Genomic DNA, 16,819 nt, shown 5'->3' with positions numbered 1-16,819 from the left:
GGAGGGGTGATCATGGGAACACGTTTTGAGCCGAAAGGCCGGATCGGGCGCTTCGTCCATGAATTCGAGGAGACGGCCATTGCGGTCCTCCTTGGATTAATGACGCTGCTTGCCTTCGTGAATGTCGTGTTGCGCTATGCCTTCAACTCGTCCCTGATCTGGTCGCTCGAAGTCATCCTGATCCTGTTCTCCTGGCTGGTGATCTTTGGCGTCAGCTATGCCTTCAAGATCACGTCGCACCTTGGGGTGGACGCGGTCACGAACCTGCTGCCGGACCGGGGCAAGCGCATCTGTGCCCTGCTGGCGGGGGCGGTGACGATTGCCTATGCCTTCCTGCTCCTCAAGGGGTCGTGGGATTATTGGGCGCCGTTTGCCGCACTCGACCGCACGTCGGGGCAGTGGTTCCCGACCGGGTGGGAAAACACACGCGATCAGGCATGGTATGTGACCGACCAGGTGCCGCCGCTCCGCTGGCTGTTCGGCTGGCTGGAGCCATTGATCAACCAAGGCGAGGTCTATGAAAAGATGCCGCGCGTCGTGCCCTATTTCATCCTGCCCTTCGGGTCCGCCCTGATCCTGTTCCGTGTCGTCCAGGCCGTCGTGGCCGTCGCCCGGGGCACGCGGTCGTCGCTGATCGTCAGCCACGAAGCCGAAGACGAGGTGGCCGAGGCCGCCGAAACTCTCAAGCGTCAGGGGGCCTGAGCCATGGAAGTCGTTCTTCTCTTCGTGATGATCGTCGGCCTGCTGCTGCTTGGCGTGCCGATTGCGGTCTCCCTCGGGTTCAGCTCGATCGTCTTCCTGCTGGCCTTTTCGGACACCTCGCTCGCCTCGATTGCGCAGTCCTTCTATCAAGCGATGGCCGGGCACTATACCTTGCTCGCCATTCCGTTCTTCATCCTTGCGTCCAGCTTCATGTCGACGGGCGGCGTGGCGCGGCGGATCATCCGCTTCTCCATCGCCTGCGTCGGGCATTTCCGGGGCGGCCTCGCCATCGCGGGCGTCTTTGCCTGCATGATGTTCGCCGCCCTGTCGGGGTCGTCGCCCGCCACCGTGGTCGCCATCGGCACCATCGTCATCGCGGCGATGAAGCAGGCGGGCTATACCAAGGAGTTCGCGGCAGGCGTGATCTGCAACGCGGGCACGCTCGGCATCCTGATTCCGCCGTCCATCGTGATGGTGGTCTATGCCTCGGCCACCGATGTGTCGGTCGGGCGCATGTTCCTTGCAGGCGTCATCCCGGGCCTTCTGGCCGGTTTCATGCTGATGGTCGCGATCTATATCATCGCCGTGAAGCGGAACATGCCGAAGGGCGACTTCGCCGGATGGGCCGAGGTCGGCGCATCGTTCCGGGGGGCGTTCTGGGGCCTGATGCTGATTGCGATCATCATGCTCGGGATCTATGGCATTCCGGGGGTCACCGGCGCGATCTTCACGCCGACCGAGGCTGCGGCCGTCGCATCGGTCTATGCCTTCATCGTGGCCATGTTCGTCTATCGCGACATCGGCCCGCTGGCCGCGAAGCCCGCGCAATCGGTGGGCGCGGCCGTGGCCGAGGGCATGGATGCCCCGATGGGGACGCCGAAATCGCTGCTGTCGCATCCGCAGGCCCTCATCACGGCGTTCTTCCACCGCGACACGCGCGACACCCTGCTGGATGCGGGCAAGTTGACCATCACGCTGATGTTCATCATCGCCAACGCGTTGATCCTCAAGCACGTCCTGACGGATGAGCAGATCCCGCAGTCCATCGCCAACGCCATGCTCGGCGCGGGTCTGGGGCCGGTGACCTTCCTCATCATGGTGAACGTCATCCTGCTGATCGGCGGTCAGTTCATGGAGCCATCGGGCCTTCTGGTCATCGTCGCGCCGCTGGTGTTCCCTATTGCCATCGAACTGGGAATCGACCCGATCCATCTGGGCATCATCATGGTGGTGAACATGGAAATCGGGATGATCACCCCGCCGGTCGGCCTGAACCTCTTCGTGACGTCGGGCGTGGCGGGCATGTCGATGATGGCCGTGGTCAAGGCGGCCCTGCCGTTCCTTGGCGTGCTGTTCATCTTCCTGATCATGGTGACCTATATTCCGGCGATCTCGACCTGGTTGCCGACGCTGGTCATGGGACCGGAACTCATCATCAAATAGACGAACGGGCGGGCATCCTTGCGATGCCCGCCCGTCATTTGTCTCGGCGATGGTCGTGCCCCGTCAGGACGCCGCAAGGGCCTGCACGATGGGCACGAAATCCGCGGCCTTGAGGCTGGCCCCGCCCACCAACCCGCCGTTGACGTTGGCGAGGGCAAAGATCTCGGCGGCATTGGCGGCCTTCACGGACCCCCCATAGAGCAGGCTCATGTCCGCCCCGACCTGCGCGCGCAGGGCGTCGTGGACTTCGGCCACCTGTTCGGGGCTGGCGACCTTGCCCGTGCCAATGGCCCAGACGGGTTCATAGGCAAGGACGGTGTTGTCGGCGGTGGCCCCTTCGGGCAGCGATCCGGCAAGTTGCGCGGTCAGGACGGCAAGCGTTTCGCCCGCCTCGCGCTGCGCCAGCGTCTCGCCGATGCAGAGGATCGCGGTCATGCCTGCGGCCCAGACGGCCTCGGTCTGGGCGCGCACGTCGGCGTCGGTCTCGTTCCGGTCGGTCCGACGTTCGGAATGGCCGGTGATGCACCAGGTGGCGCCCGCGTCGGCGAGCATGGGCGCGGAAATGTCGCCCGTATGCGCGCCGGACGCGGCGGGGTGGCAGTATTGGCCACCGATCTCCACCCGCTGACGCGGATCGCCGTCAGACGCATAGAGCAGCGTCGCGGGCAGGCAGATCACCGTGGTGCACTCCAGCCCTTCGATCTGTCTGTCGATATCGAGGATGTCCGAGAGATCGGACACCAGCCCGTTCATCTTCCAGTTTCCGGCGGCGATTTTCTTCGTCATGGGATCCTCCTGTTTGCACAGGGGATAGCGCGATCAGGTGGAGGTGCCCAGAGACTCGTCGAACTTGATCGACTCGCCGCAACCGCAGGCGTCGACGACATTGGGATTGCGGAACTTGAAGCCCGATTCCAGCAGGGACGTCTCGTAGTCGATCTCCGTGCCGAACAGGAACATCTGCGCCATGGGCGCGATCATAACCCGCGCACCGCCGTCAAGGTCGACCACTTCGTCGTGCGGCTCGATCTCGGTCACATAGTCCATGGTGTATTCCATGCCCGCGCAGCCGCCCTTCTTGACGCCGATGCGCAGCCCCGCGGCCTTCTGCCGGGTCATGAGGCGGGCAATCTGAGCCGCGGCAGCGGGGGTCACGGTCACGGGGGATTGGCCGGGGATAGCGAACATCTTGGCGCTCCTTTGACTTGAACCTAGGCCTCCTCGGGTCCACGCTCAAGGGGTGCGGGGGTGGTCTACATGAAGCCCAGTTCCAGGCGGGCCTCGTCGGACATCATCTCCATGCCCCAGGGCGGCTCCCACACGAGGTCGACATCGACGGTCTTGACGCCGGGCACGGAGGACACGGCATCGGCCACCCAACCGGGCATCTCGCCCGCCACGGGACAGCCGGGCGCGGTCAGGGTCATCAGAACGCGGACGTCATTCTCGGACCCGATGTCGATGGTATAGACGAGGCCCAAGTCGAAGATGTTCACCGGGATTTCCGGGTCGAACACCGACCGGCACGCCTCGACCACGGGTTCGTGCAGCGGGTGATCGGTCGTCGACGGCGCGATCAGCGGCGTCCCTTCGAGGCGGTCATTCTGCTCAGCAGTCATCGGATGTCCCAACAGTTGTCGAGTGAAAAGATAAGGATTGTGCGCTGCCGGGTAAAGGGGGGCGCAGGCCCGCAGGGCGCATCAGGCGCCGAAAACGACCCGTGCCGCCTCGGCCCGGTTGCGGATGCCCGTCTTGCGATAGGCGTTGGCGGTGTATTCGGCGACGGTATGGGGGGAAATGCCGCACATGCGCGCGACTTCCTTGCGGGACAGGCCCCGCGCCTGAAGATAGAGAACCTCGCGCTCCCGAGGGCTGAGCGCGTCAAGGCGGGACGCCGGCGGCGACAGGAGGAGGTGCCGGAAAAGGTCTTCCCCCTCCACGGGCGGCGGCGTCGACAATTCCTCAAGCCTGCGGTGAACGACAAGGCAGAACAGGCGGAACTCCTCTTCGCGCGGGATGATCTGCGCCTCGAATGCGACCCTGTCCAACGGGCTGCCCAGGTTGAATCCGCCAAATCGGGGCGAGCCTTCCAGCCGCATGGGAATGCCGAGGCCGGACCGAAATCCATGGGACACGGCGGCCTTGATGAAGTCGCGCGCGATGTCGGGAAGATAGGGATAATCGTCGAGAAAAGCGGCGCCGGTGTGGGTGATCCGGTAACTGCTGCAACAATGCTCCAGAAACGGATCGTCTGCGGGCGGCACGGCGGCGTGGATCTCTGGCGTCGTGGTCATCACCCGCACGTCGCTGCGGTCCGGAGCAGAGGCCAGGTGCATAACCACCGGGATGCCTTCGTCCGCCAGGATGTCGATTGCCCTGCGCCAGACGGCATCCGCGTCGGACAGCGCCTCGATCTCGGCGCATCTGTCGTAAAGCATTGCCGAACGTCCCCCTAAGACGCAGTCTAAGCGCTTGTCGTCAAAGAGGGAAGATGCCCCGGGCGCTGTTTTCCGGCGCCCGAGGCAGACGGTTTCAGAACCGCCAGTTGAGCGAGACCTGCGCCGTGGTGGCGTCGGCCTCGACACCGGGGGCGCCGTCGAAGTCATCGAACTCGTGATAAAGCACCTCGGTGCCGACGGTCAGCTGGTCGGTCACGAAAACCTCGTATCCGAGACCCGCGAAATATCCGTCGCCGTCACCGATCAGATCGGTTTCGGCCTGGGCGTAGCCGGCGGTCGCGTAGTAGAGGTTGCGGCCGCCATCAATGCCCGCACGGCCCTTGACCCGCAGAACGTTGTCGACGGTGGCTGCGCCGCTCAGATCAATGTTCGTGGTGTCATAGTCGATCCCGGCGCCAACGACCCAATTGCCCAGATCGAGGTCATAGTTGGCCCGCAAACCGCCGATCGCGCCCTCGCCCTCGAGGCCGCCGGTGGCGTTCGCGTCTGCGTAACCGATCTGTGCACCGACCGAGAAACCGCTCCAATCATATCCGACGGGGGCAGGGTCGACGAACACGGGGGCCGGTTCCAGCGGGGCGGGCGGCGGGGCGATGTTTCCCGCAAAGGCCGGGGTGGCCAGAAGCGGAAGGATCATCAGCGTCAAATGACGTTTCATGGGTAGTCTCCTTTTTATCTGCTCTGCCCCCTTGTCCGGTAACCCGGGCGGGGGCTGCTCTGTCGAGCTATGGGGGAAACGTCCCGAATGAAGGGCCCGTTCCATCGCGACTTCGGGATGGGCCATCGACCGCCGATGCCCGATCCCGGTTGCGCGGCGGCCCGCCAGAAGGGTGACAGGCCTGTAACGAGGCTGCTATGGGGCAGCGCGATCTTGCCGGTGTTCGGGCAAGGTGCCGCCGGTTCCCTCCGGCCGAAGCAAAAGGACCCCCAGATGGGCAAGCGATTCAGTTTTGCGCTCGGCGCCACCGACGGTCAGGCCCGCACCGGCGTCATCTCGACCCCGCGGGGCGACATCCGGACGCCTGCCTTCATGCCCGTGGGCACGGCGGCGACGGTCAAGGCGATGCTGCCCGAGTCGGTTGCCGCCACGGGGGCGGACATCCTTCTGGGCAACACCTATCACCTGATGCTGCGCCCCACGGCCGAGCGGATCGACCGGTTGGGCGGGCTGCATCATTTCATGAACTGGGACAAACCGATCCTGACCGATTCCGGCGGGTTTCAGGTCATGTCCCTTGGCGCGCTGCGCAAGCTCGACAAGGATGGTGTGACGTTCAAAAGCCATATCGACGGGTCCAGGCACCGCCTGACTCCCGAGCGGTCGATGGAGATCCAGCGTCTTCTTGGCAGCGACATCGTCATGTGCTTCGACGAATGCCCCGCCTTGCCCGCCGACCGCGACCGGATCGCCGCGTCGATGCGGCTGTCGATGGATTGGGCGGCGCGGTCGCGCGCGGCCTTTGGCGACCGGCCTGGTCACGCGCTGTTCGGCATCCAGCAAGGCGGCCTCGACCCGGAATTGCGGGCCGAGAGCGCCGCGGCCCTGCGCGCCATCGGGTTCGAAGGCTATGCCATCGGCGGGTTGGCCGTGGGCGAGGGGCAGGAGGCGATGTTCGACGTGCTGGATTTCGCGCCGGGACAGCTGCCCGAAGACAAGCCACGCTACCTGATGGGGGTGGGCAAGCCCGACGATATCGTGGGCGCCGTCAAGCGCGGTGTGGACATGATGGATTGCGTCCTGCCCTCGCGGTCGGGGCGCACCGGGCAGGGGTGGACGCGGCGCGGTCAGGTCAACCTGCGCAACGCCCGCCACGCGGACGACCCGCGCCCCCTGGACGAGGCTTGCGGTTGCCCCGCCTGCACCGGGTATTCCCGCGCTTACCTGCACCACGTGATCCGCTCGCAAGAGATGATCGGGGGCATGCTTCTGACCTGGCACAACCTGCATTATTTCCAGCAGATCATGGCCGAGATGCGCGCAGCCATCGCCGAAGGCACCTTCGCGACGTGGGAATCGGGGTTTCACGCCTTGCGGGCGGCGGGTGATATCGAGCCCGTCTAGAGCCTGCTCGGGGAACAGATATCACCCATGTGACCGGCTGGTCCGCAGACGGAAACAACGGCCCGGACACCCGGCCAAACAGGTTGCATTCGCAAGCTGTCTTGGCGTTAACTGCGCGCCATAGATACTTTGAAAATGAGATTTCTCAATGGCACCACGTTCCGGTTCTGGCGGTTCCTATACCGTCGCCGATCTTGAAGCAGATACCAATTGGGCGCACGGACAGCATATGCTGCACTGGCGGAATCCGCTCTCCAGCGCCTACAGCGACGCCTTCAATGCGGTGAAGGGCACCATCGAAAGGCAACAGGCCTCGGACAGGGCCCGGGCCGAGCTTTTCGCGAGCCTCATCAGCATCGCCGTCACCATCCCCGTCGGGGGCTGGATGACGGCGCGAATGGGCCACGCGACCCTGTCACGGGCCGTCGGCGATGCGTCGCTGCGCCTTGTTCTGCGCGGCAACCAGCGGCTGTTGTACCGGGCCGCCGACCACGTGCTCGACAGCGAAGCATCGCGCTACATGTTGGGCGAGGCCTTCGATTTCGTGACCGGCAAGATCAGCAAGTCGCTGACGAACGCCGCCGCATCGGGACTGACCTCCAACCCGTTCCAGGCCGCGATGACCGAGATGAAGTCGGAGATGAAGTTCTTTCTGGAGCTCGATACCTGGGTCCGGGCGCATTCCAGCTTCCTTTTGACGATGGCCAGAAACCTGCGCTCTTCGTCCCTGTCGCAGGCCGACAGGAACGCTGTGGCGGCTGCCCTGGGCCGAAGCCGCTTCATCCAAGACGCCCCGATGAGCAGCCGAGTTCCCAGTCACGTCAGGGCGGCCGAGTCGCTGGAGCTTTCGCTCTGGATGGGGATCCTTCTGTCGATGGACTACAAGATGACGTCCTACGAGGATTGGGGAGGCAATTCGAGCCGGACGGGCTGGCGCAACGCGGGCAGCATCTCCCAGATGCCGAGCGATCCGAATTATCCGCGTGAGCGTCGGGCCGGCAGCAATGGCACTCGCCATGGCGGCGGCGTCAAGATCGGCTATCGCGCGCCCGGCAGCCACGTGTTGAACCGGGTCGAGGAGCTCTATGGCAAATATGTTCCGGGGCAGGGGGCGTTCCTGCGCGGCAAGAGCGCTCTTGGCGTGTCCTGGATGGAGCATAGCGACGGTTTCGACGCGGGTGAGTTGGGACGGGCCGAACGCGCCTTGCCGATCATCGCGCGGCAGTTCCGGTAACGGTACAGCCTTCGGGGCAAAGAAAAGCCGCGCTCGGAAACGGGCGCGGCGTTTTCGGTAAGCAGGGGTGGTTCAGGCGCTAAGGACGCGGCGGCTCGGCAGCTCGATGGGGTCCGTCAGGACAAGGACCGGCGCGGCAAGCGGGCGCAGCAGCAGCGTCGCCTCGGGTTTGCCGCTTCCCGAGACACCCTGTTCCATGCAGGCATAGCGCATCGTGCGGTCACCCCAGAGGCTTGACTTGGCCATGTGGACGGTGCGTCCGCGCGCGCCGATCGTCGCCAGTTCCGGGCGTCCGGCCGGGCCGTCGCAGAACAGCGACACGACATCGCGCATCACCATCCCGGCCTCGGCACCTCGAATGCGGATGTTCGCCTTCTTGCGCTCGAACGTGCCCAGGATGTTGCCGTCGCGATGCCGAAAGGTCAGGGCGCCGCTGTCGTCGAGGCGGCTGATGAAGTCCGGGCTGCCAACGAGGGCGCCCTGAAAGTTGCCGATGCGGGCGTATTCAGCCAAGGCCAGCGCCAGCAGATTCGTCGCAGGCCCGGAGTCCCAGACCGGCTGGACCCGCCGGACATGGCCGCGCATGTGGTGCGTCCGCTTGAGAGCCCGGGACGCCGCAAGTTTCTCGGCCCGCGCCGCCGCCATCTGCGCGGCACGCAGGTCCCGGACATGGGCGACGGGGATCGCCTGGACGGGGGCAAGGGGGCCGGTTGGGAACGTGGCGTGGATCACGAGGGACTCGCAGATGGGGACTGTGTCGTTACCCAGCATCAAGCACCGGGATTCGGGCGGCGTCGTGACCTCAGTGTAGCGAAGATTGGAAGACCCGCAAATCCTCTGAAACATGCTTAAGATATTGGTTAATAAGTAGTATCCTAATAAACTTGACGACAACCGTCGCGAAACGGCCGGATTTCTGCGCAGCATTGGTTCCCGGTCGCGAACAAAGTGGCGCGAAGGCCCTGATTGGCCCGTTTCGGCCAAGTCGCCGCATCGCGGGAAGCCCGTTGCCGCCCGGCTAAAACCTGTCGCGAATGCAATGCTTCCCCTTGCGCCGCCCGAATGGCCCCCTAGAGTCATGAACCAACCGGGAACGATTGCCAGAACGGCTGCCGTTGAAGTCGCTGTCAGATCACCCCAATTAGAGCAGGACAACGAAGGGCCCCCAAGCCGCCGCGTTCGGGGCACGGGGCCTTTGCGAAAGGATAGATGATGACGAATTCAATACATCCCGTGCTGCCGCTGCGCGATATCGTGGTCTTCCCCCACATGATCGTGCCGCTTTTCGTGGGACGGGACCGCTCGGTCCGCGCCCTCGAGGAGGTGATGGCCCAGGACAAGCAGATCCTGCTGTCCAGCCAGGTCGACCCCTCGGCGGATGAGCCGGGGACCGACGGGATCTACCGCGTCGGTGTGCTGGCCAATGTGCTGCAATTGCTCAAACTGCCTGACGGGACCGTAAAGGTGCTGGTCGAGGGGCGTCGCCGGGTCAAGATCACGCGCTTCATCGACAACGAAAGCTTCTTCGAGGCCGAAGCCACGACCCTGACCGAAGTGCGGGGCGACGATGCGACCATCGACGCGCTTATCAACAGCGTGGCCGAGGAATTCGAGCGCTACGCCAAGGTCAAGAAGAACATCCCCGAAGAGGCGCTTGGCGCCGTGTCGGAAGCCAAGGACCCGGCCAAGCTGGTCGATCTGGTGTCTGGCCACCTCGGGATCGAGGTCGGGCAGAAGCAGGAACTGCTGGAAATGCTGACCGTGTCCGACCGGATCGAGAAGGTCTATGGCATGATGCAGGGCGAAATGTCCGTCCTGCAGGTCGAAAAGCGCATCAAGAGCCGCGTCAAGAACCAGATGGAGCGCACGCAGCGCGAATATTACCTGAATGAGCAGATGAAGGCCATTCAAAAGGAACTGGGCGACGGCGAGGATGGCCAGAACGAGGTGGCCGAACTCGAAGGCCGCATCAACGCGACCAAGCTGTCCAAGGAAGCCCGTGACAAGGCGGATGCGGAGCTCAAGAAGCTGCGCAACATGTCCCCCATGTCGGCCGAGGCGACGGTGGTGCGCAACTACCTCGACTGGATGCTGTCGATCCCGTGGGGCACCAAGTCGCGCGTCAAGAAGGACATCAACAAGGCCCAGGAAGTCCTTGATAAGGATCACTACGGTCTTGAGAAGGTCAAGGAACGGATTGTCGAGTATCTGGCGGTTCAGGCGCGTTCGGCCAAGCTGAAGGGCCCGATCCTCTGCCTTGTCGGACCTCCGGGTGTCGGCAAGACGTCGCTTGGCAAGTCGGTCGCCAAGGCCACGGGGCGCGAGTTCATCCGCATCTCGCTCGGCGGTGTGCGCGACGAGAGCGAGATTCGCGGTCACCGTCGGACCTATATCGGTTCCATGCCCGGCAAGATCATCCAGGCGCTGAAAAAGGCCAAGACGACCAACCCGCTCATCCTGCTCGATGAAATCGACAAGATGGGTCAGGATTTCCGGGGCGACCCCGCGTCGGCCATGTTGGAGGTGCTGGACCCCGAACAGAACGGGACCTTCGTCGATCACTACCTCGAAGTCGAATATGACCTGTCGAACGTGATGTTCCTGACGACGGCCAACTCCTACAACATGCCGAGCCCGCTTCTTGACCGGATGGAGATCATCAGTCTGGCCGGCTACACCGAGGACGAGAAGGTCGAGATCGCCAAGCAGCACCTGCTGCCCAAGCAGATCAAGAACCACGGCCTGCGCAAGGGCGAATTCTCGATCTCGGACGATGTCCTGCAGGAGATGGTGCGCACCTACACCCGGGAGGCGGGCGTGCGGAACCTGGAGCGTGAGCTTGCCAAGATCGCCCGCAAGGCCGTGACCCGCATCGTCGGGCGCAAGGACAAGTCGGTGAACGTGACGAAGGAAAACCTGAACGATTTCCTTGGCGTCAAGAAGTACCGCTACGGCCTGGCCGAGATGGAGGATCAGGTCGGGGTGGTCACCGGGCTTGCCTATACCAGTGTCGGCGGCGACCTGCTGCACATCGAGGCGCTGAAACTCCCCGGGAAGGGGCGGATGAAGACGACCGGCAAACTGGGCGACGTGATGAAGGAAAGCATCGACGCCGCCAGCAGCTATGTCCGCTCCATCGCGCCGCAGATCGGGATCAAGCCGCCGAAGTTCGACAGCATGGACATCCACGTCCACGTGCCCGACGGCGCCACACCCAAGGACGGGCCGTCGGCCGGTCTGGCCATGGTGACGTCCATTGTGTCGTCGTTGACGGGGATCCCGGTGCGTCGCGATATCGCCATGACCGGCGAGGTCTCGCTTCGCGGCAATGCGATGCCCATCGGCGGTCTGAAAGAGAAACTTCTGGCCGCACTTCGGGGCGGGATCACGACCGTTCTCATCCCCGAGGAGAACGAGAAGGACCTGGCCGAATTACCCGACAGCGTGAAGAACGGGCTCAAGATCGTGCCCGTGAAGCACGTGTCGCAGGTTCTGAAACTGGCCCTGACCAAGACGCCGGAGCCGATCGAATGGGACGAGGCCGCCGAAGAGGCTGCTGCGCTGGCCGCCAAGGCGGCGCAGGGTGGGGGCCAGGCCGCCACTGCCCACTGATCCACCAGATCAAGGAAAGGGCCCCCTCGTGGGGCCCTTTTCGCGTCCGCCGTCCGGCCTAGCCGAAGACGGACCAGCCCGTCATCTCGGTCAACCGCTTGATCGCATAGGTGCCGCGGAGAGAGTTTCCGTTGGCGTTCAGCCCCGGGGACCAGACGGCAATGGATGCGCGCCCCGGCGCGATGGCCAGGATGCCGCCTCCGACCCCACTCTTGGCGGGCAGGCCGACGTTGAACGCAAAGTCGCCCGATGCGTCGTAATGGCCGCACATCATCATCAGCGCATTGATCCGCCGCACCCGTGCCGGCGCGATGAGCCGGGGCATACCCGGCCCCCCGACCAGGAACCGCCCGGCGCAGGCCAGCTGGCGGCACGACATCTCGATGGCGCATTGGTGGAAATAGGTGCCGCAGGTCATCTCGACCGGATTGCGCAGGTTTCCATGGGCCGCCATGAACTGCGCCAAGGCCATGTTGCGATGACCATGCGCCTGCTCGGAGGCGGCGACCCGATCATTGATGCGGATATCCTCGTCATCGGTCGCGCCCCGGATGAAGCGCAGCAATTCCCCCAGAACCTCGCGGGGCTGGCGACCCTCCAGAATCGCATCGGTCACGACGATTGCACCGGCATTGATGAACGGGTTACGGGGGATTCCCGCCTCCTGTTCGAGCTGGAGAATCGAGTTGAAGGCATGGCCCGATGGCTCTCGACCGACCCGGTGCCACAAAAGCTCGCCCAGACGGCCAAGGGCCAGGGCGAGCGTGAAGACCTTGGAGACCGACTGGATCGAGAACGGCGCATCGGCTTCGCCACTGGTCAGGACCCGACCATCAGGGAGCGCGATCGCCAGGCCGAAATGACCGGGGTCCACATCGGCCAGTTCGGGGATATAGGTCGCCACCCGCCCCAGATCGGGGAGTGACGCCACCTCGGTGGCGATATCGTCCAGTATCTGTTGCAGGTCCATGCGACCGGTCCATCTCAATAGAAAAAGGACCCCGAAGGGCCCTTCCTCTTGGCCCCAAGGGCCGGATCGTCAAGTCGGCTCAGTTGCCCAAAGCGTTCGCCAGGAACACCAGGAAGAGTAGCGGAACGATGTAGCCTTCGCCGGCCGACGACGAGGTGTCGGAGACGATGACCTGCGGTTCCACAGGAGCGGGAGCAGTGTTGCCGGCGGCAGCGGTGGTTGCAGTTGCTACGGCGATGGCGGCGGCGAGAGTGAGTGCGCGGGTCATGTCGTGTCCTTAAGCAGAGTTTCGGTAATTAACGCCGACTGTGCGGCGAGGGGGGTATGAGTCAAGACATTCAATGGATTTTCGTCTTTTTGCCTTGCAGTCACGCTACGATTCAGAGGTCTAAACGCCAATTTGGGCGGAAAAGTTCCACTCTGCCCCATTTTCGCCGAACCCTGTGGACCCTCGGACGAGCGGGGAAATTTGCCACAAGCGGACTTGATCCCTTCTGCGCCATCGCCTAAAGCCGCCCATGGAATGGGTGATTAGCTCAGTGGTAGAGCGCTTCGTTCACATCGAAGATGTCAGGGGTTCAAATCCCTTATCACCCACCATTTCCCTTCTTGTCCGGAATGCGCGTTGGCTGATTTGCCCGAACTGATCCTGTTCCGCCATGGCGAAACCGAATGGAATCTGCAGGGCCGCTGGCAGGGGGCACGCGATTCGGCGCTGACCGCCCGGGGGCGTGCGCAGGCGCTCGCCCTTGGTTCGATGTTCGCACGTATGGGGATCGGGCCGAAAGGCCATGCCCTGCTGAGCAGCCCGCAACCCCGCGCCAGCACGACAGCCGAGCTGGCGTTCGGGACGCCGCCCCGCACCGACTCGCGCCTGCGCGAGATCGAGGTTGGGGAATGGACCGGCGTCGCGGTCGAGACCATCCGGCAAAGCCCCGGTATGTCGGCCGATGCCGACCTGCTCGACCTCTACGGGGCCGCGCCCGGTGGCGAGGGGTTCGATGCGCTGGAAGAGCGGTGCCGGTCGTTTCTGGCGGATCTTGCCGGACCGACGATCCTCGTGACGCACGGCATGACGGCGCGGATGCTGCGGACGATCGTCCTCGGGCTTCCGAGGGCGGCAATATCTCAACTGGTCGGCGGGCAGGGCATCGCGTTCCACTTGGCCCGGGGCATGGAGCGCCGCTTGACGCCGATTCTCTCCGATTGGCCCGACGCACGCCCTTGATGCCATCCGGCCAAGGCGGTATCCGGGCAACGCGTGGGTGGTTAGCTCAGTTGGTAGAGCGTCTCGTTTACACCGAGGATGTCGGGGGTTCGAGCCCCTCACCACCCACCAGCCAAACCCCTGACATGACGAAAAGCGCCGGGCTATGGCGTGACGCGCGCGCCGGTTAAATGTTTGGCAAGACCTTTGCCTTAGGCCCCACATCACAGCGATGGTGGAGGCCAGGCAGATGATCAGAACGGTTGCGCTCGCAATGGGGTCGGCGATTTTTCCCGCGGTGGCCTTTGCCCAAGGCCCGGCCGACCGTCTCGCCCTTCAGACCGACCTCGATCATGTCTGGACGATCACCGCGGCGGCGCTCGTCTTCCTGATGCAGGCCGGGTTCCTGCTGCTCGAAGCCGGGGAAGTCCGGTCGAAGAATTCCGTGAACGTGGCCCAGAAGAACCTGATGGATTTCATCGTGTCGGTCTGCCTGTTCGGGGCCTTCGGCTACATGCTCATGTTCGGGATCAGCGGGAACGGCATCTGGGGGTGGCAGCCCGATATGCTGTTCTTCGGGGCCTTCGAAGGCTGGGACGTGACCTTTTTCGTCTTCCAGATGATGTTCTGCGGCACCGCTGCCACCATCGTGTCGGGCGCCGTTGCCGAGCGGATGGCGATCAACGGCTACCTCATCTCGACCGTCGCGATTGCCCTGCTGATCTATCCGGTCGCGGGCCATTGGGCCTGGGGCGATCTGCTCAACACAGACAATGAGCCGTTCCTGAAATCCCTCGGTTTCATGGATTTCGCTGGCTCCACGGTCGTGCATTCTGTCGGTGCTTGGGTCGCCCTTGCCGCCGTCGTCATCCTCGGGCCCCGAATCGGCAAGTACGACGAGAACGGCAAGGCTCGCGTGCTGCATGGCCATTCGCCGGTCCTGTCCACATGTGGCGTCGTCATCCTCTGGGTCGGGTGGATCGGCTTCAATGGCGGCTCTGTCCTGACGGGCACCACGGAATTCGCTCAGGTCGTGGCGAACACCGTTGTGGCGGGTGCGGGCGGCGGTCTTTCCTTGATGATCATCGGTCGCATCGGGATGGGCGTGTTTCGCCCCGTGTCGTCGATCAACGGCACGTTGGGCGGCCTTGTGGCGATCACCGCGGGGGCCGACATCATGACGCCCCAGGCTGCCTTCTTCATCGGAGTGCTCGCCGGTGTCGTCGTGCATTTTGCGACCATCCTTCTGGAAGATATCCTGAAGATCGACGATCCCCTGGGCGCGATTCCGGTCCACGGCTTCGCGGGCATGTTCGGAACGCTGGCCGTCGCCCTGTTCGGTCCCGAAGAGGCGCTGGTGACCGGCAGTCGGTTGAGCCAGGCTTTCGTGCAGCTTCAGGGCATCGTCCTCGTCTTCGCTTGGTCCTTCGGTACCGGATACATCATCCTCAAGGCTGCCGATCGCTTCTTTGTGCTCGGGCCCCATGGCGGTGGTCTTCGCGTCACCGCCAAGGAGGAGACGGACGGCCTCAACGTAAGCGAGCACGATACGCCCATGGGAACGGGGATCCTGCAGACGATCATGGCCGAGGTGGCCCGGGACATGACAGGCGCGAAAAAGCGGCTCGAGATGGACTACGGGGACGAGGCCTATGAGATGAGCGTCCTCTTCAACAAGATCATGGACAACATCGATGGCGAACACGCCGCCGAACAGCAGAAGTACCTGACCGAGAAAGCCAAGCGCATGGCCGTCGAGGCCGAGGTGTCCGATGTGATGAAGGCCTGTGCCAAGGGCGACTACAGCAAACGGCTGTCGACCGAGGGCAAGAAAGACTTCCTTTTGGAGATATCTTCAGGGATCAATGACATCTGCGACGCGACCGAGCAGACGTTGCAGGCCATCGGGCTCAGCCTCGCGGCCGTGTCACGCGGCGATCTTTCACAACGTATCGAAGGCAAATTCGAGGGATCACTGGCCGAAATCCAGGAGTCGATCAATGCGACGCTCGACACCTTCGGCCTTGTCCTCGAGCAGGTGCAGTCCACGGTAAGTTCCGCAGCCCACGGCAATTTCAGCACAACCGTCAGCATGGACGGCAAGCAGGGCGCCTTTGCGGATCTGTGTGGTGATATCAACGCCCTGTGCGAGATATCGGAGCGCGGCCTGACCGAGTTGTTCGAAACCCTGCGGGCTGTTGGAAGCGGCGATCTGACGGCACAGATGTCGGGCGACTACTCCGGTCGTTATGCCGAGATTGGCGACGCCGTTTCGGACATGGCGGGCGGCATCTCGAACTTGATGAGCCAGATCAAGGGCACCGCTGACGCCGTGTTTCAGACCAGCACGAAAATCGCCGAGAGCAACGAGGATATTCGCCAGAAGTCACAGCTCCAGCGCGCCTCGCTGGAGGAGAACCGCAACCTCATGGAAGACCTGACCCGCGCCAACGGCGAGACGCTGTCGACCGCGATGACCGCCGACGCCCTGTGCAAGACGGCGGCACAACGCGCGGGCCATGGTCGGGACCTGACGACCCGGACGCGGGAACACATGACCGAGATCGATGCCGCCATGTCCGCCATTTCCGAGGCCGTCGCCCTGATCGAGGAGATATCGAACCAGACGACGATGATCAGCATCAACGCCTCGATCGAGGCGATCCGTGGCGGAAACGGTGGCGGTTCCGGACAGGATTCTGCCAAGGGATTTCAGGTTGTGGCCCAGGAAGTCCGAAACCTCGCGACCCGCACGGCCGAGGCCGCGGGCGAGATCCGGATCCGGACGGATGGCGTGCAGAACGCGGTGTCTCAGGGAGTGAAACTGGTGTCCGAAGCCAATCAGTCCCTGGCCAGCATTACGGAAGCGATGGCCGAAAGTTCGTCCTGCGTCGAACGGCTCTGCGAGGTCGGGGCGCTGCAGCAAAAGCAGGTCGTCGACATGCGCGCGCGCGCTGACGAAGTCTCCAGGAGTGCGGAGGACAACCTCGCGCTTGCCAGCAAGACGTCGAAACTGTCCGAACAGCTCAACACCGAAGTCGGCAAGACCCTCGACTATCTGGAGACCTTCACCGGAGACCATTCGGTGCCCCGCAAGGCGGCCTGATCGGCTCAAGCCTGACCCATCGAG

General features: G+C 63.8%; 15 protein-coding genes and 2 tRNA genes. 9 read left to right on the top strand and 8 right to left on the bottom strand.

All coding sequences use genetic code 11. The annotated features are described in order from the left end of the window. Nucleotides 1-12: 12 nt before the first annotated feature. The gene (locus BM002_RS03440; RefSeq protein WP_092777313.1) at nt 13-702 is read left to right on the top strand and encodes a TRAP transporter small permease; all 690 of its coding nucleotides are present in this window, start codon (nt 13-15) and stop codon (nt 700-702) included. Nucleotides 703-705: 3 nt separating this feature from the next. Continuing rightward, a complete protein-coding gene (locus BM002_RS03435; protein WP_092777311.1) occupies nt 706-2,145 on the top strand; it encodes a TRAP transporter large permease in 1,440 nt (479 codons plus the stop codon). Nucleotides 2,146-2,208: 63 nt separating this feature from the next. Here the strand turns inward: BM002_RS03435 and tpiA are convergent, their stop codons facing one another. From tpiA to BM002_RS03410, 5 genes are all read right to left on the bottom strand, one after another. Beyond that, nucleotides 2,209-2,931, bottom strand: a complete 723-nt coding sequence (gene tpiA, locus BM002_RS03430) for a triose-phosphate isomerase (protein ID WP_092777309.1) — start codon at nt 2,929-2,931, stop codon at nt 2,209-2,211. A 33-nt stretch (nt 2,932-2,964) separates the two neighbouring features. Beyond that, complete coding sequence (locus tag BM002_RS03425; RefSeq protein WP_092777307.1) at nt 2,965-3,333, bottom strand: HesB/IscA family protein; 369 nt, start codon at nt 3,331-3,333, stop codon at nt 2,965-2,967. A gap of 65 nt (nt 3,334-3,398) precedes the next feature. After that, nucleotides 3,399-3,764 (bottom strand): SUF system Fe-S cluster assembly protein, encoded by a 366-nt coding sequence (locus BM002_RS03420; protein WP_092777305.1) that lies wholly within the window; start codon nt 3,762-3,764, stop codon nt 3,399-3,401. An 81-nt stretch (nt 3,765-3,845) separates the two neighbouring features. After that, nucleotides 3,846-4,583 carry a helix-turn-helix transcriptional regulator gene (locus BM002_RS19420; protein ID WP_217641140.1) on the bottom strand — a complete coding sequence of 246 codons (738 nt, stop codon included), beginning with the start codon at nt 4,581-4,583 and terminating at the stop codon, nt 3,846-3,848. A 94-nt stretch (nt 4,584-4,677) separates the two neighbouring features. After that, nucleotides 4,678-5,262 (bottom strand): outer membrane protein, encoded by a 585-nt coding sequence (locus tag BM002_RS03410; protein WP_092777301.1) that lies wholly within the window; start codon nt 5,260-5,262, stop codon nt 4,678-4,680. Between the two features lie 273 nt (nt 5,263-5,535). Here BM002_RS03410 and tgt point away from each other — a divergent pair, with 273 nt between their 5' ends. Both tgt and BM002_RS03400 read left to right on the top strand, forming a co-directional pair. Then, nucleotides 5,536-6,666, top strand: coding sequence for a tRNA guanosine(34) transglycosylase Tgt (tgt, locus tag BM002_RS03405; RefSeq protein ID WP_092777299.1), 1,131 nt, complete (start codon nt 5,536-5,538; stop codon nt 6,664-6,666). Between the two features lie 148 nt (nt 6,667-6,814). Further along, nucleotides 6,815-7,900: a hypothetical protein gene (locus BM002_RS03400; RefSeq protein WP_217641139.1), complete on the top strand. Its 1,086-nt coding sequence runs from the start codon at nt 6,815-6,817 to the stop codon at nt 7,898-7,900. 72 nt (nt 7,901-7,972) lie between these two features. Here BM002_RS03400 and BM002_RS03395 read toward each other — a convergent pair whose 3' ends face one another. After that, on the bottom strand, nt 7,973-8,671 hold the full coding sequence (locus tag BM002_RS03395) for a hypothetical protein (protein ID WP_092777295.1): 699 nt from the start codon (nt 8,669-8,671) through the stop codon (nt 7,973-7,975). A 441-nt stretch (nt 8,672-9,112) separates the two neighbouring features. On the opposite strand from BM002_RS03395, the gene lon reads away from it, so the two are divergent. Continuing rightward, nucleotides 9,113-11,512: an endopeptidase La gene (gene lon / locus BM002_RS03390; protein WP_425431823.1), complete on the top strand. Its 2,400-nt coding sequence runs from the start codon at nt 9,113-9,115 to the stop codon at nt 11,510-11,512. A gap of 58 nt (nt 11,513-11,570) precedes the next feature. On the opposite strand, the gene BM002_RS03385 is transcribed toward lon, so the two are convergent. Beyond that, complete coding sequence (locus BM002_RS03385) at nt 11,571-12,482, bottom strand: glutaminase (RefSeq protein WP_092777291.1); 912 nt, start codon at nt 12,480-12,482, stop codon at nt 11,571-11,573. Nucleotides 12,483-12,561: 79 nt separating this feature from the next. Then, nucleotides 12,562-12,750, bottom strand: a complete 189-nt coding sequence (locus BM002_RS03380) for a hypothetical protein (RefSeq protein WP_092777289.1) — start codon at nt 12,748-12,750, stop codon at nt 12,562-12,564. 257 nt (nt 12,751-13,007) lie between these two features. On the opposite strand from BM002_RS03380, the gene BM002_RS03375 reads away from it, so the two are divergent. The 4 genes from BM002_RS03375 to amt all read left to right on the top strand — a co-directional run bounded on the left by BM002_RS03375 (nt 13,008) and on the right by amt (nt 16,795). Then, nucleotides 13,008-13,082 (top strand) — tRNA-Val (locus tag BM002_RS03375). A 25-nt stretch (nt 13,083-13,107) separates the two neighbouring features. Continuing rightward, on the top strand, nt 13,108-13,710 hold the full coding sequence (locus BM002_RS03370; protein WP_092777287.1) for a histidine phosphatase family protein: 603 nt from the start codon (nt 13,108-13,110) through the stop codon (nt 13,708-13,710). A gap of 35 nt (nt 13,711-13,745) precedes the next feature. Then, nucleotides 13,746-13,821 (top strand) — tRNA-Val (locus BM002_RS03365). Between the two features lie 118 nt (nt 13,822-13,939). Next, entirely contained in the window at nt 13,940-16,795 is a 2,856-nt protein-coding gene (gene amt, locus BM002_RS03360) for an ammonium transporter (protein WP_175484789.1), read from the top strand. The last annotated feature ends 24 nt before the right edge of the window (nt 16,796-16,819 follow it).

The sequence above is a fragment of the Jannaschia pohangensis genome (genome assembly GCF_900113875.1).
GTDB classification, from domain to species: domain Bacteria; phylum Pseudomonadota; class Alphaproteobacteria; order Rhodobacterales; family Rhodobacteraceae; genus Jannaschia; species Jannaschia pohangensis.
This window is presented reverse-complemented; position numbering and strand designations above follow the sequence as displayed.